The sequence below is a fragment of the Salinispora tropica CNB-440 genome, assembly GCF_000016425.1.
Lineage (GTDB): Bacteria > Actinomycetota > Actinomycetes > Mycobacteriales > Micromonosporaceae > Micromonospora > Micromonospora tropica.
Map to the genome: position 1 here is coordinate 4,278,144 of NC_009380.1, position 20,807 is coordinate 4,298,950.

Genomic DNA, 20,807 nt, shown 5'->3' on the forward strand with positions numbered 1-20,807 from the left:
CCCGCCGCTGGGAACCCCGCCGGATGAGCGTTCGCCGGCGGACGATACGAGGAGGCACCCGTGGCCGACCAGGCCCAGACTTACAACGGTTACTGCGTCAAGTGCAAGGAGAAGCGGGACTTCGAGGGGCGGGTCGAGGTTTCCAAGACCGGGATGAACATGGCCAAGGGCAAGTGTCCGGTGTGCGGCACAACAGTGAACCGCATTCTGGGTAAAGCGAAGGTCTAACGCCTTTCAGGGTGGTGGAAGGGCGACCCTTCCACCACCCAGCCATTGTCGGTTGCCGGACAGACGTGTCCGGCGGTCTGTGGAGAACCAGCCACCGCCTGTGGAAAACCCTGGGCAGGGCTCCACGCGTCCTGTGGACAACTTTCGACGGAAAGCTCGGACACGTTCACTATTCGTGCCCATGAGCCTTACCGCCCTACCCCGGCCAACCCTGCTACCCGGCCTCACCCGCCTCTGGCGGGACCGGCACACGCTGCAACTGGGTGTCGATCCGAGCCGGGCAGTCCTCCTGGAGCTGGCCAACCCCCGTACCGCCCGGCTCCTCGACCTGCTCGACGGCGCCCACAGTGAGCGGCATGTCCTGGAACAGGCCAACCGAATCAAGGTGGGGCCGGACGAGGCCCGCACCCTGATCGAGGCGCTCCGCACCGCCGGCCTGGTCGTACCCGCTCACACACTCCTACCCCGCGACCTGACCGGTCCGCCACGAACCCGCCTCGCCGCCGAGGCCGGAGCACTCGCCCTGGCCAACCAACGAACCGCCGGCACGCCGGCACAGGTGCTGCGCCGCCGTCGGACGGCGCGAGTGCTGATCACCGGCGCCGGTCGCCTCGGAGCCCCCGTCGCCGTCGCCCTGGCCCAGGCCGGGGTCGGGCACGTGCAACCTCACCTGGCCGGCCCGGTCGCGGCGGCGGACCTCGTCGGCACCGGAATCCCCGCCGCCGATATCGGCCAGCCGCTCACCGGCGCAGTCCGGGAGACTCTCGGCCGCACCGCCCCCGGCACCATTACCGGCCCGCTCCGACCCGGCCGGATCGATCTCGTGATTCAGTGCGGTACGGACCGCCCGGCTCCCCTGCTGGCCGTCGCCCACCGCCAACGCCGCCAGGTACACCTGCTGCTCGACCTCCGGGAGGGCGTGCCAGTCGTCGGCCCACTGGTCCGGCCACCGATCGGTCCCTGCCTGAACTGCCTCGACCTACATCGAAGGGACCGCGACCCGAGCTGGCCCACCCTCGCCGCCCAGCTCGCCAGCGGCACACCGGAGTGGGCCTGCGCGACCACAACGCTGCTCGCCGCCGTGGCGTACGCCACCGGCGAAGCCCTGTGCCACCTCGATGGCGGCGTCCCGGCCACCGTCAGCGGTTCCGTTGAGGTCACCGCCGACAGCCAGCTACGTCGCCGGCACTGGGCGCCCCACCCCTCCTGCACCTGCTCCGGTCATGGAACGTGAAGGTCGGTCCACGGCTCCCCGCGGTCCTCACGGCCCGACCGGGTCCGCCCGAGCCCGTCGCTCCCACCCGAAGGCAGGTCCGGCCCGCCCGCACGGCAGCCGCGGGCCCGCCCGGTCGGTCACAATAACCAGGTGACCGAAATCCCGCGCCGGGCCGTCTCCCGGACCGCCAAGCTCGCCGCTCTGCCGCTCGGCTTCGCCGGCCGGACCGTCCTCGGCGTGGGCAAGCGCGTCACTGGGCTCGCCTCTGACGTGGTTTCCGCGGAGATCCAGCAACGTACCGCCGAACAGCTCTTCAGCGTTCTCGGGCAGCTCAAGGGCGGCGCGATGAAGTTCGGCCAGGCGTTGTCGGTCTTCGAGGCGGCGCTTCCCGAGGAGATGGCCGCCCCCTACCGGCAGGCGCTGACCAAACTCCAGGAGGCTGCACCACCGCTGCCCGCCGCCTCCGTACACCGGGTACTCGCCGAGCAGCTCGGCCCGGACTGGCGGGACCGGTTCGTGGAGTTCGACGACACGCCGGTCGCCGCCGCCAGCATCGGGCAGGTGCACCGCGCGCGATGGCGGGAGCCGGGATACGACGCTACCGGCGCGCCGCACACCCGCGACGTGGCGATCAAGATTCAGTATCCAGGTGCGGGTGAGGCCCTGCTCACCGACCTCAAGCAGCTCTCCCGGCTCGGTGGGATGTTCCGAGCGATCCAGCCAGGGCTGGACATCAAGCCACTCCTCACGGAGCTACGTGAACGAATCACCGAGGAGCTCGACTACGAGCTGGAGGCCGAGTCGCAGCGCGCCTTCGCCACGGCGTACGCGGACGACCCGGAGATCTACATCCCGACCGTGGTCGCCGCGTCGCCGCGGGTCCTCGTAACCGATTGGGTCGAGGGGACGCCACTGTCGCAGATCATTCGGGAGGGCTCCGAACAAGAGCGGAACGAGGCAGGCCGGTTGATGGCCACCCTGCACCTCTCCGCGCCGATGCGGGCCGGGCTACTCCACGCCGACCCACACCCGGGTAACTTCCGGCTACTGCCCGACGGTCGGCTTGGGGTGGTCGACTTCGGCGCGGTTGCCCGGCTACCCGAAGGGACGCCCGAGCCGATCGGCCGCATCGCCGGACTGGCCTTGCGGGGCGACGCCGACGAGGTGATGACCGGCCTGCGTGACGAGGGCTTCGTCAGCAACAGCGAGGCGATCGACGGTCCGGCGCTACTGGACTTCCTCCAGCCGATGCTGGAGCCGGTCGCCGCCGAGGAATTCCGGTTCACCCGGGCCTGGCTGCGGGCCGAGGCGACCCGCCTGGCCAGCCCTCGCTCGCCCGCATACCAGCTCAGTCGACACCTCAACCTGCCCCCGTCGTACCTGCTGATCCACCGGGTCACGCTCGGTTCGATCGGGGTGCTCTGCCAGTTGGAGGCGAAGGCGCCGTACCGGGGAATCCTGGAGCGCTGGCTGCCCGGCTTCGCCCCGGCCGCGTGATGCGATGACGGGCGCGTCCGGTGGTAACCGGACGCGCCCGTCGCAGCGGTATCAGCTAACGGCCCGCTCCCACCCGAAGGGGGAGCGGGCCCGCTGCCTAAACGATGCCCGACTCGCGCGCCGACCGCCTGTGGGCGGCCATGGCGACGGTACGGGCGGAGCGATAAGCCTCAGTGCTCGTGGTGGTGCGACCGGCCTGAGGCCGGAGCATTCGAGCCCTCGACAACGCTTCGTTCAGTAATTGCAGTTCAATGTTGCTCGACAGGTGGAGCATCGTCATCAACTTTCTCGCGGCCGGCGCGAACACCGGCGAAGGGGTTGAACGGATCGGGTTGTTGTCAGGCTGCCAGCCGGACCGCGTCACGCCGGGCCAGCCCAGTGGCCTCCAGACGCGCCTCGGCCTCGACCCGGAGCGTGGCGTCTCGGGCGACATCTTCCTTACGTGGACGGCCTCGGGGCCGCTTCCGCGGGACCACCGCGCCACGCTCGAAGATCTCGCCACCCCAGACGCCCCAGGGCTCGGCCCGCTCCACCGCGCCGGCGAGGCACTCGACGCGCAGCGGGCAGTCCCCGCAGAGCGACTTGGCCACCTCAAGCTCGGGGGGCGACTCGGAGAACCACAGGTCGGGGTCGAACTTCCGGCAAGGCAGGTTCGCCTCCAGCTCGACATTCAGGTCGAGTGGGGCCAACGCCAGACTCATTGCCCGGTCACCTCTCTCTCACTTCGATCTCTTGGATCGCACTTCCGACATACTTCGACGGGACAAAAACAAAGGCCGCGGATCCCGGTATGCGGGTTCCGCGGCCTCGAGGTGAGCCGGTGGTCTGTATCAGACCGGTCTACCTCGAGGTGGAACACCGCGGACGTCCGTGCGCCGCTTGGCGCTATCAACGCCCTTGCCCGTGACACCACTGGTCTCCTGGTTTCCGAACGGTGCCAGCGTGAGAGTCAGCTCGGCCTGAACCTCGGCCTGGTGCACCTGCGGAACCGACGGTCGCGCAGTGATGAGGGCCACCTGGACGGCCGGCAGGGAAGCGGTGGCAGCAGGCAGCACCATCGGACGCGCGTTGCGGTAGATCTCCATTGGGGCCACCTCCCTGACTCTTCTCGTGCCGACCGAATCACGCCCGTGAGCAGCTCGAATGCCGCCGCTCACGAGGTATGTCCCGAGGCTATGCCGCACCCGGGGGCGAGGGCAAACGAATTTAGGGCAAGATTTTGAAAGTTCTCTCCGGGCAGACCTCGTCCACCGTCGCGCCAGCTACCAGGGCCAGCACCGCCTCCCCGTAGAGCCCCAGCTTCCGGGAACCGATTCCCGCGATCGCGGTGAGGTCGCGGGGCTGCTGCGGGCGCCGCTCCGCCAACGCGACCAATGTCGCGTCGGTGAACACCACGTAGTCTGGTACCCGCTGGCCGCCGGCCACCCGACGCCGCCACTCGCCCAGCCGCCCGTGCAGCTCCTTGTCCATGTCGGATGGACAGGCGGTGCAGCGGCCCAGCTTACGCTCCGCGCCGGCGAGAAGAGTTGTACCGCAGACCCGGCAGGAGACGATCTGGGTACGCCGACGCTCGGTCCGCCGTACCCCGCTCGCGCCAGCCCGCACACTGGTGCCGGAGGAGTCCAGCCGGGGCAGGAAGCGACAGGGCCGCCGAGGACGCCCTCCCGGTGAGCGAGCTGAGGCGTACGACAACCAGAGCCACTCCCGAGCCCGGGTGATGCCCACGTAGAGCAACCGGCGCTCCTCCTCCACCTGCTCCGGTGTCTTCGCGTAGGTGGTGGGCAGGGTGCCCTCGGCGAGGCCGACCAGGAAGACGGCATCCCACTCCAGACCCTTCGCCGAATGCAGCGAGGCGAGTGTCACGCCCTCGACCGTCGGCACGTGCTGCGCGGCGGCGCGCCGGGCCAGCTCGTCGGTGAAGTCGGCCAGCGTGGCCGGCCGCTCGACCGCGGCGGCCGGCCCGATCGGCAGCACCGGGGCGTTGGCGGCGTACTCCTCGGCGAGCTGGACCAGGGCGGCGAGGGCCGCCCACCGTTCCCGGGCAGCCCCACCGGCTGGCGGTGTATCCGGTGCCCAGCCCACCGCGGCCAACGCCTCGACCACGGCCGCCGGCAGCGGGGTTCCACCGGGAAGGGAACGGGTGGCGGCGCGCAGCGCAACCATCGCCTGCCGTACCTCGACGCGCTCGAAGAACCGCTCCGCGCCCTGCACCTGGTACGGCACCTCGGCCTCGGTCAGCGCCTCCTCGTACGCCTCGGACTGCGCGTTGGTCCGAAACAGCACGGCGATCTCCCGGGCCGGTGTGCCGGCGTCCACCAGGGCACGGCAGCGGGCGGCGACGGCGGCGGCCTCGGCCGGCTCGTCGGTGAAGATCCGTAACTCGGGCTCGGGGCCCGGCGGGCGCTGGCCGACCAGCTCCAGCCGAAGCCGCGCCTCGGCGCCCCGGGCCGGTGCGATGACCGAGTTGGCCAGCCCGACCACCTGAGGGGTGGAGCGATAGTCGCGCACCAGACGGACCACCGTCGCACCACGGTACCGACGGGGGAAGTCGACCAGGTAGGACGAGGTCGCACCGGTGAACGAGTAGATCGTCTGGCTTGCGTCACCCACCACCGTCAGGTCGTCTCCGCCACCGAGCCACGCCTCCAGCAGCCGCTGCTGGAGCGGGTTGACGTCCTGGTACTCGTCGACGACGAAGTGCCGGTACTGGGCGCGTACCTGGTCGGCCACGTCCGGGTGGTCTTCGATTCCCCAGATCGCGGCACGCAGCATGTCCTCGAAATCGATCACCCCACCGGCGCGTTTTGCCTTCTCGTACGCGGCGAAGACATCGGCCACCCTCGCCGGCTCGTACGGGGTGTCCCGCAGCGCCCGGGCAGCCGCGACCACGTACTCCCCGGGCTCGACCAGGGACGACTTCGCCCACTCGATCTCGCCCGCGAGGTCCCGGACACCGGCCCGGTCGGAGCGGATCCCGACCTTCGCCGCGGCGAGGGTGACCAGCCGGACCTTGCTGTCCAGCAGTTCGGGCATCGCCCGACCGGCGAGCAGCCGGGGCGCGAAGTACCGCACCTGACGCAGCGCCGCCGCGTGGAAGGTGCGCGCCTGTACACCCGGTACCCCGAGCGCGGTGAGCCGGCTGCGCAGCTCGGCGGCGGCCCGCGCGGTGAAGGTGACCGCGAGCAGGTGCCGGGCCAGGATCTCCCCGGTCAACGTCCGATGGGCGATCCGGGAGGTGACCGCCCTGGTCTTCCCGGTGCCGGCACCGGCCAGGACGCAGACCGGGCCGGCCGGAGCGGTCACCGCCGCCCGCTGCTCTGGGTCGAGGCCGGCGAGCACCCGGTCGGACGCTGAGTGGGACACCACAGCGAGGAATTGTTCCAGCCGCCGCCAACGTTGGTGCGGTTAGCCTGGCTTGAATCACGACCAGCCCCTTGGAGGCCTGACGATGTTGACGATGTACTCCACGCCTTGGTGTGGCTACTGCCACCGGCTTAAGTCACAGCTGGACCGGGAGGGCATCGGGTACGAGGTGGTCGACATCGAGCAGGAGCCGGAGGCCGCCGCGTTCGTGATGAGCGTCAACGGCGGCAACCAGACCGTGCCGACGCTGCGCTTCGCTGACGGCAGCGCGCTGACCAACCCCACTATTCGGCAGGTCAAGGAGCACCTGTCGGAGATCTCCGCCTAACCGGTACGTGCCCGGTGAGCGGCGCCGGCTGGGCCGGAGGGCTCAGCCGGCGACCGCCCCAGAGGTAGCCGCTGGCGAGGAGGGTGACCAGGCCCACCACCACGAAGAGCTGCCGATAGTCGAAGACGCCGACGAGTAGTGCACCGCCCCCGATCGAGACGGCCCGTGGGCCGTTGACCATCGCATCGGTACCGGCGGCGACCCGTCCGATCAGCGGCTCCGGCGTACGTCGCTGGATCAGCGTGTGCAGGCCGACCATGGTGAACGGCAGGGAGACCCCAGCCAGTAGGACGGCAGCGCAGCCCAGCCAGAGGTTGGGGTGGGAGAGCGTCAACGCGGCCGACCCGAAGAGCGCCACCCCCACGGCGAGCGCGCCGACCTCTCCCACCCGCCGGATCATGCCGGGGGAGACCAGTCCACCCGCGAGGCCACCGATCCCCTGCACGGTCACGAGCACCCCCACGAACGCCGCGTCGCGGCGGAGCCCGTGGTCAACATAGGCGAAGATCAACGACTCGCTGAAGCCCATCACCAGCGAACCGAGACCGTAACCGAGCAGTGCCCGGCGCAGCGCCGGCTCACCGGCCAGGTACCGCAGGCCAGCACCGAGCTCGGTCGACCAACGCGCCGTGCAGGTGCAGCCCGGGTGGCAGCAGCAGCTCCGTCCCGGCCACGACCGGGGCGACTCGGCTACTCGGAGCAGGCCCACCAGCACCGCTGCGGCCAAAAAGCCAACCATCGCCACGCCGACCAACAGTCCGCCGCCGGCGGCGGTATAGAGGGCGGCCCCCGCCAGCGGGCCGATCAACCGCAGCCCCTGTCGCACCGTCTGTAGCACGCCGTTCGCGTCGGCCAACAACTCCGTCGGCACCAGGTGCCGCAGGAGGCCACTGAGCACCGCGCTGAGGGTGATGTATGACAGGCCGTAGAAGATCGCGACCAGGTAGATGAGCCAGAGGTCGGTACGGTCGCCGACGGCGAACAACGGAGTGAGTAGCGCGGCCGTGACCAGGTTGGCGGCCACGAACAGGGGCCGGCGGGGATACCGGTCGACGATCCAGCCGACCAACGGTGCCAGCGTCATCGGGGCGATGATCGCGAAGATGGTGGCCCCGGCCAGTCCACTCGACCCGGTCAGCTCCTTGACCCAGATGGCGAGCGCGAGCAGCAGGATCGACTCGGCGGTCATGCTGGCCACGAGGCCACCGAAGAGCAGCCGGAAGTCCGGGCGGCGCAGGACGGTACGCATCGACCCTCCGTCGGAAGTGGTACACGGTATGCCGCCTTTGGTGGAGACACGCCCCCGCCAGAACCTCCGGCGCCGGCCGCGTCGTTCCATACTGAGGGTTAGGGGCGAATTCAGAGAGTTACCGTCGCATCTACGACGGTCTACGGAAAAGAGGACACGTGCCTCCAGTCGCACCCAGCCCCATCCTGCGGCGCCGCAGGTTGGGCACCGAACTGCGTCGACTGCGCGAGACCACCGGCCTGACCGGGGACCAGGTGGTCGAACGGGTCGGCTGGGCCTCCGCTTCCAAACTGTCTCGCCTGGAGAATGGCCGCAGCCGGCCGGACCCGCAGGATGTCCGCGCACTGCTCGATCTCTACCGAGTGGACGTGACGCTGCGGGACGAGCTGCTGACCATCACCGGCGAGGCCGGCGACATCCGTGGCTGGCTTCGAAACTACCCGGTCATGACGCCGCAGCAGCGCGGCTTCGCCGAGTTGGAGGCGGGCTGTGTGGAGATCTCGGAGTATCACCCGCTCCTCGTGCCGGGGCTGCTCCAGACGCCCGGTTACGCCCGCATCCGAATCGCCTCCGCCCGTGATGTCGAAGAAGCGGCTGGCGAGCCGGATGTCACCGAGGACATCGAGACCGAGGTGGGCGCCCGGCTGGCCCGTCAGTCGCTGCTCACCCGGGGACCGGACGCACCCCGATACACGGCCGTACTCGAGGAGACCGCACTCGGGGGGCGGGCCGGGCCGGCCGACGTGCTACGGGAGCAGCTCACGCAGCTCTACGAGTTGGCCATGCTGCCCAACGTCACGCTGCATGTCCTCACTCGGGACACCCAGGCGAGCGGTTGGTACCTGCCACCGACGGCCTTCTCCCTCTACCGGTTCACCGACCCGCAGGATCCCGAGACCCTGGCGATCGAAAGCGGGTTCTTGAACACCATGTCGACTGAGGCAAAAATCCTAAATCGCTATAAAGTGGTCTTTGAGTGGTTATGCACGGCAGCACTCCCCGCATCGGACACCCTCTCCTGGCTGAATCAGGCCAGGGGACGGCCACTCGATGCAGCACCCTCGTCGACAGCGGCGTTCGGGGCGGCAGCACCGCCGGCCCAGCGTCGCCGGCGCCCCGGGCGACTGACGGAACGCTGACCCACCGGCACCCATCGTCGGTCCGTGCGGGCACTACTCGTCCATCGGCCGGTTCACACAGGAGTGCAACCATGAACGAAATCCACGACACGCCGACCGTCCTCCCCGACCTGGCGCGGGCAGCGTGGCGAAAGAGCACCCGCAGCCAGACCTCAAACTGCGTTGAGGTGGCACCGCTGCCAGCCACGGTGGCCCTCCGGGACAGCAAGGATCGGGGCGGTCCGGTGCTGCTGTTCGACCGGGGCGAGTGGCGGAACTTCCTGGCCGCGGCCAAGGAAGGCCGGCTCGACCGAATCTGATTCGCAGCTCCGTCGGGGCCGCCGGTGAGTAAGTACACCGGTGGCCCCGCATCGTCTCCGAACTCCGCGGCGACGGTCAGTTCGCGCACCCTCGCCCGATCGGCCAGTCTGCCGGCCGATCACGGCATTTCGGTTGCCAGGCCTGCTAAGCGGCGTAGCATGACCCGCAGTGACGTGGAACTTCCACTCCGTTCCCGATCGTCGCGGCACCCATCCGGAGACCGACATGCGGTTCCTGATCGTTCGCACCGATGTCCGCGCGGCGGCTGACGTGGACCTCACCGCCGCCTGGGCCGACGGGGGCCGGCTGCGCGACGAGACCGTCGCGCCCGAGCCACGCCGGCAGGTCGTCCACGCCGACGACCGCGAAGCCGCACTCGTACTCGCCCGTGCCCTCGCCGCCGTCGGCGCGGTCCGTGCCGGTCGGCAACGGGTCAAGGTGCTCCCGCTCGACGAACCCCCGTCCGTCTGGCCAAGCTGGCCGGACGACCAAGGCGGCTGAGCGGCTACCCGTCCGTCGGAACCGGCCCGGCTCACCGCCGCGCTTCTCGCCCCAGCCGGTCTCGACGGTACGGTCCCCGGCCCGTGACCGTCGCGGCAACGGCGGTCGCGGGCCGGGACCATGTTCCGGGTCGACACCGCCCTCTGGCGCCGCCCGCCCCGCACTCAACAGTGGCCGTCGAGCCAGTGGCGCAGCAGGAAGGACGCGATCGAAGACGACCGCGGCAGGACCAGCCGAGCGCCCTGAACGTCGACGCTCTGCCCGGCCAGCGCCGCGCCGATCTCGGCCCGGGTGAACCAGCGGGCTACCGCGATCTCCGCTGGGTCGACCCGCACCGGACGCCGCGGATCGGCCACGGCCTGGAAACCCAGCATCAACGATCCGGGGAACGGCCAGGCCTGGCTACCCACGTAGGTGATGTCCGTGACCGGTACGTCGACCTCCTCGCGCACCTCACGCAGCACCGCCGCCTCGGCCGACTCCCCGGGCTCCACGTAGCCCGCGAGGCAGGAGAAGCGCAGCTCACCCGGCACCCGCGGCCACGCGGCGTTGTTACCCAACAGACAGCGCCCGTCCCGACCGGACCCGCCATCGTGTACCAGGACGATCATCGCCGGATCGGTCCGCGGCCACATCCGCTCCCCCGCCGGGGCGAGCCGGGACCAACCGGCCTCATCCATCGTGGTGGCCTGCCCGGTCCGCGGGGAGTACCGGTGCCCGCGGTGCCAGTTGTGCAGGGCCAGACCGGTGGTGAGCAGGCCCGCGTCTCGATCGGTGAGCAGGTGGCCGACCTCCAGAAGGTGTGCCGCACGGGTGCCGGGGAGCACCGGCAGGGGCGCCTCCACCGTAAACACTGGTACGCCATCGGGCTCGACGCCGAGGAACATCGCCCGCGCGGCCGTCTCCTCCGGCACCTCCCCCGGGCCGACCAGCACCAACACCGGCGGCTCCGGTTCGGCTGACACCAACGCCCGCCCCCCGTTGTCACTGTCCAACACGAGCACCCGACACCGCCCCCAGGCCTGGCCCAGCCAGTCGGGATCGGTACGCCGGTGCGCGACCCGGTCCAGGGTGGAGCGGGCCAGCGACGGGGCCGGTCTGCCGGCCGTCACGGCCCCGCCGGTTCGGTCACAACCTCGGTGAGAGTCGCCAACTGCCCGGCAACCCGCTGCGCGTCCCCCAGCACAACGGTGACCGCCCGGGCCGGCGCGAGGTACTGGGCCGCCGCGTCGGCGACATCAGCCACCGTCGCCTTCGCCAGCCGAGCCGCGTGCTCGGCCAAAAAGTCCAGACGCAGGCCGCTACCCGCGTACGCACTGGTCAGCGCCGCCAGCCCGGCCTGGGTGGAGATGCCGAGTTGGAGCGTCCCGAGAGCGTACTGGCGGGCCTGCTCCAGCTCCTCCTCCCCCGGTGCGACGCAGGCCAGTCGACCCAACTCGTACTGGGTCTCCAGCAGTGCCGCCCCGGTCACGTCGGTGGCCACCTCGGCGGCGGCGAGCAGGACCGACCCGGCGGCCGAGTGCTCGACCAACGAGTGCGGTCCGTACGTGTAGCCCTTCTCCTCGCGAATGTTCTCCACCCAGCGAGACGAGAAGTAGCCACCAAAGATCAGGTTCGCGAGTTGCAGGGCGGCGTGGTCGGGGTCGGTGCGCGGCACCGCCGGCAGCGCCATCCGCAGCGACGACTGCACTGATCCGGGGCGGTCAACGAGGAGCAGCGGCCCCGGCTCCAACGGTGGCGTGGCCGGTAGCTCGGCGACGTGCCCGGTACCGTTCCACCCGCCGAGCGCCTGCTCGGCCGCGTCCAACGCCCGCTCCGGCTGGATGTCCCCGACCAGCACCAGGACGGCACCCGTCGGATGCACCCGCTGGTCATGCAGCTTCCGCAGCACGGTCGGCCGCACCGCGCGGACCTGATCCGGGGTCGGTGTCTGCACCGCATACGGGTGCCGGCCGTAGATCCGCCTGAGCAGGGCGGTGCGGGCCAGATGGCCGGGCTGGCACTGGGCCAGCTGGATCCGATCGACCAGCCGGTCCCGCTCGGTGGCGACCTCGTCGGCCGGATAGGCCGCTGTGGCAAGCACCTCGGCCAGAATCTCCAACATCCGGTCCAGGCCGGTCACCAGGCCCGCGCCGGAGAGCATCAGCCGGTCTGGGTCGACCCCGGCGGAAAGCCCACCGCCGACCTTCTGCAACTCCGCAGCGATCTGCACCCCGGTCAGTGTGGTCGTACCGGAGAGCAGGGTCTGTGCGAGCATCGCAGCCCGGGCCGGATGCACCCGCCCGAACGGCATCCCGAGCCGCAGCTCGACCAGGGGCACCGCCGGCCGACGGACCGCGATCACGGTGAGACCGTTGCTGAGCGTCCGCTCGGCCTGCTTCGGCAGCCTTAGTTTCCGGGTCGGACCGAGCGGCGGCAGGGCGCGCGACACGGTCGTCATCGGGCCGCTCACTGCTCCACCCCCGCCAGCACCTCGATGGTGGCCCGGCGCTGCGGGCGCAGGGTGGCGGCGGCGGCACGGACCGACTCCTCGGTGACCTCGCCGACCAGCCGGGGCAACTCGTTGAGCAGGCCGGGCTCGCCGCGTTGCTGCTCCAGGACGGCCATCCGCAGGGCCCGGCCGAGCACCGCGTCCGTGTCGCGCAACAGGTGCGTGGCCATCCGGGCCTGGATGCGGGCCAACTCACCGTCGGCCAGCCCGTCGGTGGCCAGCCGGTCCAGCTCCTCATCCACCGTCCGCAGCACCTTGTCCACATCGCCGTCGGGTGGCAGGTGCGCCTGGAGCAGTAGGGCCGTCGGATCGCGGACATCGAACGGGTCTCCCATGAAACCCAGGTAGCCACCGACGCTGGTGACCGACCTGTCCCGCTGGACCAGCCGTTCGACCAGCCGGGCGGCGTCCCCGTCGGTGAGCACCTCGGCGAGCACCGTGTACGGGAGGTAGCCGGCGAAGTCGCTGATCGGGTCCGGCACGCGCCACGCCGAGGCGACCGCCGGCAGTGGGGCCAGCCGATCGGTGTACGACACCCGCCGCTCGGCAGAGAGATCCGGCTCGACGAAGCTTGGCCGGACGGGGGCCGGACGGGCTGGCACATCGTCGAAGTGCCGCTCGACCAGCTCGACCGCCTCGGCTACGTCGATGTCGCCGCTGACCGCCAGTACCGCGTTACCGCTGGCGTAGTAGTGCTGAAAGAAGTCGGCGGCGTCGGCCACCGTCGCCGACTCGAGGTCGGTGAAGGACCCGTAGCCGTCGTGCGCGTTGGGGAAGGTGTCGAAGAGCACCGGTGGCAGGGTGAGCCAGGGAAACCCGCCGTACGGCCGGTTAAGCACGTTGACCCGAATCTCCTCCTTGACCACGTCGACCTGGTTGCGCAGGTTCTCCTCGGTCAACCGGGGGCCGCGCATCCGGTCCGCCTCAAGGAAGAGCGCCCGTTCGAGGGCGTTGCCCGGCAACGTCTCGTAGTAGTCGGTGTAGTCCAGGTGGGTGGAGCCGTTGAAGGTGCCACCCGCCCCCTGTACGTGCCGGAAGTGAGCCAGCTTCTCCAGGTTCTCCGAACCCTGGAACATCAGGTGTTCGAAGAGGTGCGCGAAGCCGGTGCGCCCCTCGGGCTCGGAGCGGATGCCGACGTCGTAGACGACTGCCACCCCGATCACTGGGGCGCTGCGGTCGGGGGTGAGCACCACCCGCAGGCCGTTGTCGAGGGTGAGTCGCTCGACGGGGTACCTCGTCGCTGGAATCGTCGCTCTGCGGGTGGTCGACACGCGTTCGACCCTAACCCGTCCGCGCTGACGCACCGATAGCCTCCCGCTGGACTCAGTCCTCGGTCGCTGTCGGTTCCGGACTGCGCAGCTCCACCGGGGCCGCCGGCGCGGCCTTGTCCGGCACGGCGTGCCACGGGGTGAAGACGACGATCAGGGCGAGCACTACCCCGACCACAGCGACCGCCGCCACCAACAGCAGTTCCCGTACCGCGTTCAGGCTGCTTTGCCCCGTCATTCATACCCCTCCCACACCGAGCGGACGGCCGGTGTCGTGCCCTTGGACCAGCCTCACCGGACCTGCCGCCGGATACAGTCACCATTCGGACCCACCCAACGCAAATTACTGACTCAGCCAGCGGTGGCCTCCACAGCCCCACGTTCCGGGACCGAGGCGATCAGCGCGGTGAGACCCGCCGCGTCAAGCAGGTCCACCGGTCGCACCGTCATCCCGTCCCGGACGTAGTGGAACGCCGCGCCCACCTGCGCAACCGAGACTCCCGCCAGCTCCGCCCAGGCCAGCCGATAGACGGCGAGCTGCACCGCTGCCGCGGCGGCGGCCGCTCCGGTGGGCTGCCGGCCGGTCTTCCAGTCCACCACATCGAACCGGCCGCCGGGCCGGCCAAAAACCGCGTCCATCCGGCCCCGGACGACCACTCCGGCGATCACCGTCGCGAACGGCACCTCGACCTCGGCCGGCGTCCGATCCGCCCACTCGCTGGCCAGGAAGCGCTCCTGGAGTTCGGCAAGCGCCTCATCCGGCGCGGCGTCCGCGTCCGCGGCACCGGGCAACTCGTCCACGTCGAGCAGTCGGCCAGCCCCGAACCGCTGCTCCAGCCAGGTATGGAAGGCGGTACCCCGACGAGCGTACGGGTTCGGCTCGGTGGGCAGGGGCCGGCGCAGTGACCGCGCCAGGGCCGCCGGGTCCCGTCGCAGCGTCACCAGTTGGGTGACCGAGAGCGCAGCGGGCAGCGCGACCTCGATCGGGCCAGCCTGCCGGGTCAGCTCGGCCCGCTCGGCGAGCAGCAGGTCGGCCTCCCGGCGCCAACGCACCACCTCCGGGTCGTCGCCACCCGGGTCGTCCGCAACCGAATCGCTCGCACCCGGCACCGGGGGGCCGGCCGCAGTCACGCCGCCGGACGCTGGACGGGTCGGCACCCCATCCGTCAGATAGCGTCGAACCAACGTGGCCGCCTCGGCGAGCACCGGCCGTCGGGCGCCCAACGGGTCAGCCGGCCACTCCGCCCGAAGCACCACCTCGGTCGTGGGGTTCACCGCGTCCGGGGCGGGCTCCGCCGCCCACTCGTCGACCACCTGCCCAGCGCCGCCGTTCAGGCAGGCCTGATGCACGTCACGGAGCAGCGCGGAGGGACCGCGCGGGCGTTTGGTGCCCTCCCCCCACCAATGCCCGGAGCAGAGCAGCAGCCGGCGGGGACGAGTCACCGCGACATATGCCAACCGCCGCTCCTCCCGCTCGTCGTGCGCCCGCCATGCAGCGGTGAAGTCCGCCAGGGCCTGCGCCACCCCGCGCTGCTCCTCCGCCTCTGCCAGCGCCAACACCGGCAACCCGTCGGCGTCGCCGCGCAGCGGGAACGGCAGCACCCCCAGCCCGCCCAACCAGTGATCGGAGTTGCGCACCGGCCCCGGCCACACCCCGCGACTGAGCCCGGCCACCGCCACGACGTCCCACTCCAGGCCCTTGGCCGCGTGCGCGGTGAGGACCTGCACCGCCCCCTCGACCACCTCTACCTCACCGGGGGCGAGCCCGCGCTCCTCGTCCTCCGCCGCCGCCAGATAGGCGAGGAAGGCCGAGAGTGTGGCACCTGGCGTCTCCCCACTGAACCGGGCCGCGACGTCACCGAGCGCATCCAGGTGGCCCCGGGCCAGTCCGGCGTCGCCAGCCCCGTCCCGGCCGGCACGCACCGCCACCTCCACGTCCAGGCCGATCGTCCGCTCGACGTCGGCGATGAGGTCTGGCAGCGACTGGTCCAGCCGGTAGCGCAGCAGGCCCAGCTCCTGGGCGGCGGCACGCAGCCGGGCATAGCCCTCCGCCGAGTACGCCGGCGCCGGCCCCAGATCGGCCAGGGCCTCCACCAGGGTCGCCTCGTCCAGCACATCCGGCACGATCTCCGGCTCGTCATCCGCCGCGAGTTGCCGGCGCGCGGCGGCGATGGCCCGGGCCCGACGGTGTAGGGCCACCAGGTCCCGCGGCCCGATCCGCCACCGGGCACCGGTCAGCAGCCGAAGCAGCGCCGCTCCGTCGGTCGGGTCGGCCAACACCCGCAGCGTGCAGACCACATCCCGCACCTCCGGCGTGTCCAGCAGGCCGCCCAGCCCCACCACGTCGACCGGCAGGCCCCGGGCCCGCAGCGCGGACTCGATCGCCGGAATCTGGCTGCGCAGTCGTACCAGCACCGCGGTGGTGGGGCGCGCCACGACCGGGAGGTGTTCGGGCATCACGCCGGGCGTCCCCGCCGCCCCCTGCCAGGCGCGCAGCAGGCTGTCGGCGATCCAGTCCGCCTCGTCCGCGTAGGTGCTCAACAACGCACAGTGGACGGTGCCGGCTGCGAACCCGCGGGGGGTGCGGTGCGGGATCGGCTCCTTGACGCTGAGCGCGGCACGCAGCTCCGGCACCCGGGCACCGGCGGCACGGAGTGGGGTGGCGAGGGCGTTCGCCACCCCGAGGATCTCCGGTCGGTTACGCCAGCTGGTGGTCAGCGTGCGGACCTGGGCCGGAGCACCATCGGTCTGGGCGAACTCGGTGCGGAACCGGTCGAGGGTGCCCGCGCTCGCGCCCCGCCAACCGTAGATCGACTGGCAGGGGTCACCGACCGCGGTCACCGGGTGCCCGCCACCGAAGAGCGCGTTCAGCAGCACCACCTGGGCGTGGCTGGTGTCCTGGTATTCGTCGAGCAGTACCACCCGGTAACGATCCCGCTCGATCTCACCGACCACCGGGTGATCCCGGGCGACCCGGGCCGCCCGGGCGAGCTGGTCGGCGAAGTCCATCGCCTCGAAATCCTCCTTGCGCCGGGCATATGCCCGGACCAGCGGCAGCAGCTTCAACCGGACCTGCGCGAGCGTGAGAGCCCGACGCACGTCGGCGTAGACGCGGCCGGGGCGGGACTGCACGTCGGCGAAGAACCGCCCGGTCCAGGCCGACAGGTGATCCGGCTCAACCAGGTGCTCGTCCAACTCGCCGGCGAGGGCCAGCACCGCGTCGGTGACCGTGCTCGGCATCCGGTCCACCTCGGACATGTCGCCGTCGTAGGTGCGCACGATCAGGTCGACGAGCTGCCAGCGGGACGCCTCGGTGAGCAGCCGGGTGGCCGGCTCGTAGCCGGCGCGCAGCCCATGTTCGGTCACCACCCGCCCGGCATACGAGTGGTAGGTGGCGACCGTCGGCTCGCCGGACAACGGATCGTCGAGCGGGTGACGCCCGTTGCGCCCGAGCCGGCGAACGAGCTGACCGAGTCGGGTCCGGACACGGTGCGCCAGCTCCCCGGCGGCCTTGCGGGTGAACGTCAGACCGAGCACCTGCTCCGGTTGGACGTACGAGTTGGCCACCAACCAAACCACCCGGGCGGCCATCGTCTCGGTCTTGCCGGAACCGGCGCCCGCGACGACAAGTAACGGCTCCACCGGGGCGGCGATGATCGCGGCCTGTTCCCGGGTGGGTGCCGGCAGTCTCAGCAGCTTCGCCAACTCGACCGGGGTGTACCGGGGCCCGGAATCGGCCGTACGGGGTGTCGGGGTCGCCGCGCTGAACAGGGTCGGCTGGTTCACGGGCCCTCCGGTGGGCGAGTGCTCGGCGGCTCGACGACCTGACGCCCCTGCCCGGACACCGGGCAGCTGGTGCGCACCGGACAGACCCGACACTTCGAGTTGGCGACCGCGGCAAAGGTGGTGGCGGCCATCGTCTCGGCGGTCCGCCGGACCAGGGCGGTCGCCCAGCCGGCCGCCGGCCCCTCGCCGGCCGGCGGCTGGGCCTGTTCCCGGGCTTCCTTGGCGCCGGTGCCGAGCTGCACCAGGGATGCTCCCCCGGACTCCGTCCCGAACTCAGCGAACGCGCCCGCCTCGACCGCCGCCTGGTACGCGCCCAGCTGGGGATGCTCGGTGAGGTCTGCCGCGGTCACCGCAGTCGACTTGCCGGTCTTGAGGTCAACCACCACGAGCCGGCCGTCCGAGTCGACCTCCAGCCGGTCCACCCGGCCGACCAGGTCAACCGGGTGGCGTGAGTCGTCCAGTCGGACGGCGAACTCGTGCTCGATGGCGAGCAGCCGACGCGGGTTGGTGGCCAGCCAACGCAGCAGCTTGTCCACCATCGCCTCGGCGCGGGCCTGCTCCGGGCCGACCATCCAGCGGGCCGCCAACTCGATCGCGTCGAACCGGGCCGCCACGTAGTCGAGCAACGCCCGCCGGTCCGAGCTGGCGTTCTCGGCCAGCATCGCGGCGGCGTGCACCAGGTTTCCCACCCCCTGCGCCGCGCTGGCCGGCGCGCCGCCGCCGTGGCGTTCGAGCAGCCAGCGCAGGCTGCACCGCAGAGCGCTCTCCATCCCGGACGGAGTGACCCGCACCGGCTCGCCGTCGGCGACCAGCGGCCGTTCGTCGGAGAGCGGACGCAGCCCCCACCAGTCATCCGGGTGCGCCCCGGCGACCCCCTCGGCGGCGAGCCGGGCCAGCTCCGCCGCGGCCGCCCGCCGCCGGAGCACCGGCGCGCTCGGGTCGGTCACCGCGGTACGCAGCTCCGCCACCAGCGACGCCAGCGTGAGCGCCCGGGGCGGCCGGCTGAGCGGCAACGCGCCCGTCCGGGCGTCGTCCGATCCCGCGTCCTCGCCCGGTCCCGCGTCTCCGTCCGATCCCGCGCCCTCGCCCGGTCTCGCGTCTCCGTCCGGTCCTCCGCCCCCGCCCGGCGGGGGGTCGGCCACGCCGAGTTCGTGCAGGAATCGGCTCGGCTGCTCGTCGTGGTCGTCGCCGCCGACGGCGGCGCTGGCGACGGCGCTGACCATCAGCCGGCGTCGCGCCCGGGTCACCGCGACGTGGAAGAGCCGTCGTTCCTCGTCCAGCAGGGCCGAGGTCTGGCCAACGACGGAGACCCGCCGTCCCTCGCCGGCCGAGCGGCCGGCGAGCACGTCCACAAGGCGCTCCGACCCGAGTAGACTGCCACGCAGCCGCAGGTCAGGCCAGACGCCCTCCTGCACTCCGGCGACGGCGACCAGGTCCCACTCCAGCCCCTTCGCGGCGTGCGCGGTGAGCAGCCGGACCGCGTCGCCCCGGTCGGCGGTCGGGGCGAGGGTGTCGGCGGGCAGGTCCTGCCCGAGCACATGATCGAGGAAGACCTCGACCCGCGCCCCGGGCAGCCGGTCGGTGAACCGGGCCGCAGCGTCGAAGAGCACCATCACCGCGTCCAGGTCCCGGTCGGCCGCCTCGGCACGACGACGCCGGGCGACCTCCCCCTCCCCGGCCGCCGCCGGGGTTCGGGCCAGCGCCGCCGACCAGAGCTCGGCGAGGCCACTGACCCGCCACACCGCCCAGAGCACCTCCTCGGCGGTGGCACCCGGCCGGGCGGCCGTCTCCCGGGTGACCGCCAACAGACCGGCCACCGTCTGCGCCGGCTCCGCCCACCGGCGGTCGATACCGGCCAGTTCGGCCGGGTCCCGCAGCGCCTCGACGATCAGCTCACCGGAGGGTCGGCGGTCACCGGCGGCCAAAGCCATGACCCGCAGCCCCTGCCGCAGCCGCCGTTCCGCCAGCGGATCCGCCCCACCCAACGGCGAGTGCAGCAGGGCGACCGCGGCCTCCTCGTCGAGCCGGTCCGGGGCAAGCGCGCAGCGCAACAGCAGCAACAGCGGGGCGACCGCCGGTTGCAGGTGCAGCGGCAGGTCCTCACCGTGCACGACGGTGGGCACCCCGGCGGCGTGCAAGGCGCGCCGCAACGAGGGCAACGCTCGCCCGGTTGAGCGCACCAACACCGCCATTTCCGACCAGGGCACCCCGTCGAGCAGGTGCGCCGCCCGCAACGCGTGCGCCAGCCAGGCCGCCTCACTGGCGGCGGAGCGGAACGTACGGACCTCCGCCGCGCCCGCCGCCGCTGCGGGTAGCGCCCGCGTCCGCCGGTGCGTGGCCGGGCCGCGCAGCCGGCGGGCCAGCCGCGCGTGCGCCGCCAGCAGCCGGGGACCGGCCCGGTACGACGTGGTGAAGACGACCTGCGCGGCCGGTGCCCCGGAGGCGGTCCGGAATCGGTGCGGGAAGGTCACCACACCGCCGGGGTCGGCACCACGGAAGGCGTACGTGGACGAGTCGGGATCGGCGAGGACGACCAGCGCCTTGCCGCCCCCCGCCACGGTCGCCAACAGCTCCTGCTGGGCGGGGTCGGTGTCGGCGTACTCGTCCACGTAGACGTGCGCCAGCCGGCGCCGCTCCGCGGCCAGCAGCGCCGGATCGTCGAGCAGCATTCCGGTGGCGGAGCGGACCAGCTCGGCCGGGTCGTAGGCGATCGAACCGCGGTTGCCGACATCACGCAGCGCGAGCACGGCGACGTATTCCCGAAGGAACCGGGCGGCGGCCGGCCAGTCGGCCCGACCGAGCCGCTCGCCCAGCCGAGCCAGCTCCACCGGACCGACGCCACGCTCGGCGGCCCGCATCAGCAGGTCCCGCAGCTGGGCGGCGAAGGCGCGGGTACGCAGGGCCGGGCGCAGGTCCTCCGGCCAGCCCACCGGATCGGCATCCGGCTCCTCGCCCACCAGGTCCAGCAGCTCCCGAATGATCAGATCCTGCTCGGGGCCGGTGAGCAGCCGGGGCGATGGCTCGCCGCGCTCCGCGGCGGCCCGGCGCAGCAGCCCGAACGCGTACGCCGGGAAGGTGCGCACCAGTGGTTCCCGCAGCACCCGGTGACCGCCGCCGGCGATCCGGGCCTCGATGCGCTGGCGCAGGCCGGTGGCTTGTCGGCGGCTGAAGGTGAGCACCAAGATGCGCTCGGGATCCACCCCCTCGGCGACCCGCGCGGCGACCGCCTCAACCAGGGTGGCGGTCTTGCCGGTGCCCGGACCGCCAAGCACCAACATCGGCCCGATGGTGTGTCCGGTCACCTCTGCCTGCCGAGGGTCGTCGATCCGCCCACCCAACCGACCGTGCTCGCCCCGCGGAGCATGCCCGCCCGCCGGGGCGGGCGCCTCCGCCGGCCCGGCGGACCGGCGTACCAGCCGGTATGCCTGCATTCCCCCATCC

The 20,807-nt window shown here is 71.9% G+C and carries 17 protein-coding genes; 7 read left to right on the forward strand and 10 right to left on the reverse strand.

Translation table 11 applies throughout. The features are described 5' to 3' along the window. The first annotated feature begins 60 nt into the window (after positions 1 to 60). The 3 genes from STROP_RS25245 (at position 61) to STROP_RS18775 (ending at position 2,941) form a co-directional block, all read left to right on the forward strand. Positions 61 to 228 (forward strand): DUF5679 domain-containing protein, encoded by a 168-nt coding sequence (locus STROP_RS25245; RefSeq protein ID WP_012014940.1) that lies wholly within the window; start codon positions 61 to 63, stop codon positions 226 to 228. A gap of 181 nt (positions 229 to 409) precedes the next feature. Next, the gene (locus STROP_RS18770) at positions 410 to 1,462 is read left to right on the forward strand and encodes a hypothetical protein (RefSeq protein WP_012014941.1); all 1,053 of its coding nucleotides are present in this window, start codon (positions 410 to 412) and stop codon (positions 1,460 to 1,462) included. A 132-nt stretch (positions 1,463 to 1,594) separates the two neighbouring features. Then, positions 1,595 to 2,941 carry an ABC1 kinase family protein gene (locus STROP_RS18775; RefSeq protein WP_012014942.1) on the forward strand — a complete coding sequence of 449 codons (1,347 nt, stop codon included), beginning with the start codon at positions 1,595 to 1,597 and terminating at the stop codon, positions 2,939 to 2,941. 338 nt (positions 2,942 to 3,279) lie between these two features. Here the strand turns inward: STROP_RS18775 and STROP_RS18785 are convergent, their stop codons facing one another. The 3 genes from STROP_RS18785 to STROP_RS18795 all read right to left on the reverse strand — a co-directional run bounded on the left by STROP_RS18785 (position 3,280) and on the right by STROP_RS18795 (position 6,307). Next, positions 3,280 to 3,642: a WhiB family transcriptional regulator gene (locus tag STROP_RS18785; protein WP_012014943.1), complete on the reverse strand. Its 363-nt coding sequence runs from the start codon at positions 3,640 to 3,642 to the stop codon at positions 3,280 to 3,282. A 129-nt stretch (positions 3,643 to 3,771) separates the two neighbouring features. Further along, positions 3,772 to 4,026, reverse strand: a complete 255-nt coding sequence (locus STROP_RS18790; RefSeq protein WP_026275145.1) for a hypothetical protein — start codon at positions 4,024 to 4,026, stop codon at positions 3,772 to 3,774. 121 nt (positions 4,027 to 4,147) lie between these two features. Continuing rightward, on the reverse strand, positions 4,148 to 6,307 hold the full coding sequence (locus STROP_RS18795) for an ATP-dependent DNA helicase UvrD2 (RefSeq protein WP_012014945.1): 2,160 nt from the start codon (positions 6,305 to 6,307) through the stop codon (positions 4,148 to 4,150). An 82-nt stretch (positions 6,308 to 6,389) separates the two neighbouring features. Here STROP_RS18795 and STROP_RS18800 point away from each other — a divergent pair, with 82 nt between their 5' ends. Beyond that, positions 6,390 to 6,632, forward strand: a complete 243-nt coding sequence (locus tag STROP_RS18800; RefSeq protein WP_012014946.1) for a mycoredoxin — start codon at positions 6,390 to 6,392, stop codon at positions 6,630 to 6,632. Here the strand turns inward: STROP_RS18800 and STROP_RS18805 are convergent. Continuing rightward, entirely contained in the window at positions 6,601 to 7,881 is a 1,281-nt protein-coding gene (locus STROP_RS18805) for an MFS transporter (RefSeq protein ID WP_012014947.1), read from the reverse strand. The two genes, STROP_RS18800 and STROP_RS18805, sit on opposite strands and share 32 nt — an antisense overlap. Positions 7,882 to 8,039: 158 nt before the next feature. Here STROP_RS18805 and STROP_RS18810 point away from each other — a divergent pair, with 158 nt between their 5' ends. The 3 genes from STROP_RS18810 to STROP_RS18820 all read left to right on the forward strand — a co-directional run bounded on the left by STROP_RS18810 (position 8,040) and on the right by STROP_RS18820 (position 9,821). Next, positions 8,040 to 9,020, forward strand: coding sequence for a helix-turn-helix domain-containing protein (locus tag STROP_RS18810; RefSeq protein ID WP_012014948.1), 981 nt, complete (start codon positions 8,040 to 8,042; stop codon positions 9,018 to 9,020). A gap of 71 nt (positions 9,021 to 9,091) precedes the next feature. Beyond that, positions 9,092 to 9,319 carry a DUF397 domain-containing protein gene (locus STROP_RS18815; protein WP_012014949.1) on the forward strand — a complete coding sequence of 76 codons (228 nt, stop codon included), beginning with the start codon at positions 9,092 to 9,094 and terminating at the stop codon, positions 9,317 to 9,319. A gap of 226 nt (positions 9,320 to 9,545) precedes the next feature. Next, entirely contained in the window at positions 9,546 to 9,821 is a 276-nt protein-coding gene (locus STROP_RS18820; protein WP_012014950.1) for a hypothetical protein, read from the forward strand. A 164-nt stretch (positions 9,822 to 9,985) separates the two neighbouring features. On the opposite strand, the gene nudC is transcribed toward STROP_RS18820, so the two are convergent. The 6 genes from nudC to STROP_RS18850 form a co-directional block, all read right to left on the reverse strand. Continuing rightward, positions 9,986 to 10,933: an NAD(+) diphosphatase gene (gene nudC / locus STROP_RS18825; RefSeq protein WP_012014951.1), complete on the reverse strand. Its 948-nt coding sequence runs from the start codon at positions 10,931 to 10,933 to the stop codon at positions 9,986 to 9,988. Beyond that, on the reverse strand, positions 10,930 to 12,273 hold the full coding sequence (locus STROP_RS18830) for a M16 family metallopeptidase (protein ID WP_012014952.1): 1,344 nt from the start codon (positions 12,271 to 12,273) through the stop codon (positions 10,930 to 10,932). The genes nudC and STROP_RS18830 overlap by 4 nt, the downstream gene beginning before the upstream one ends. Continuing rightward, complete coding sequence (locus tag STROP_RS18835) at positions 12,270 to 13,583, reverse strand: M16 family metallopeptidase (RefSeq protein ID WP_026275146.1); 1,314 nt, start codon at positions 13,581 to 13,583, stop codon at positions 12,270 to 12,272. Before STROP_RS18835 ends, STROP_RS18830 begins: the two co-directional genes overlap by 4 nt. A gap of 52 nt (positions 13,584 to 13,635) precedes the next feature. Further along, on the reverse strand, positions 13,636 to 13,818 hold the full coding sequence (locus tag STROP_RS18840; protein ID WP_018830654.1) for a hypothetical protein: 183 nt from the start codon (positions 13,816 to 13,818) through the stop codon (positions 13,636 to 13,638). Positions 13,819 to 13,931: 113 nt separating this feature from the next. Next, positions 13,932 to 17,366 (reverse strand): ATP-dependent helicase, encoded by a 3,435-nt coding sequence (locus STROP_RS18845; protein WP_012014954.1) that lies wholly within the window; start codon positions 17,364 to 17,366, stop codon positions 13,932 to 13,934. Next, positions 17,363 to 20,797, reverse strand: a complete 3,435-nt coding sequence (locus STROP_RS18850) for an ATP-dependent helicase (protein ID WP_012014955.1) — start codon at positions 20,795 to 20,797, stop codon at positions 17,363 to 17,365. Before STROP_RS18850 ends, STROP_RS18845 begins: the two co-directional genes overlap by 4 nt. Between the last annotated feature and the right edge of the window lie 10 nt (positions 20,798 to 20,807).

Coding starts and splice junctions, on each gene's coding strand:
- STROP_RS18770 (WP_012014941.1), top strand. CDS start 410: ATGAGCCTTACCGCCCTACCCCGGCCAACCCTGCTACCCGGCCTCACC.
- STROP_RS18785 (WP_012014943.1), bottom strand. CDS start 3,642: ATGAGTCTGGCGTTGGCCCCACTCGACCTGAATGTCGAGCTGGAGGCG.
- STROP_RS18790 (WP_026275145.1), bottom strand. CDS start 4,026: ATGGAGATCTACCGCAACGCGCGTCCGATGGTGCTGCCTGCTGCCACC.
- STROP_RS18800 (WP_012014946.1), top strand. CDS start 6,390: ATGTTGACGATGTACTCCACGCCTTGGTGTGGCTACTGCCACCGGCTT.
- STROP_RS18805 (WP_012014947.1), bottom strand. CDS start 7,881: ATGCGTACCGTCCTGCGCCGCCCGGACTTCCGGCTGCTCTTCGGTGGC.
- STROP_RS18815 (WP_012014949.1), top strand. CDS start 9,092: ATGAACGAAATCCACGACACGCCGACCGTCCTCCCCGACCTGGCGCGG.
- STROP_RS18820 (WP_012014950.1), top strand. CDS start 9,546: ATGCGGTTCCTGATCGTTCGCACCGATGTCCGCGCGGCGGCTGACGTG.
- STROP_RS18840 (WP_018830654.1), bottom strand. CDS start 13,818: ATGACGGGGCAAAGCAGCCTGAACGCGGTACGGGAACTGCTGTTGGTG.
- STROP_RS18850 (WP_012014955.1), bottom strand. CDS start 20,797: ATGCAGGCATACCGGCTGGTACGCCGGTCCGCCGGGCCGGCGGAGGCG.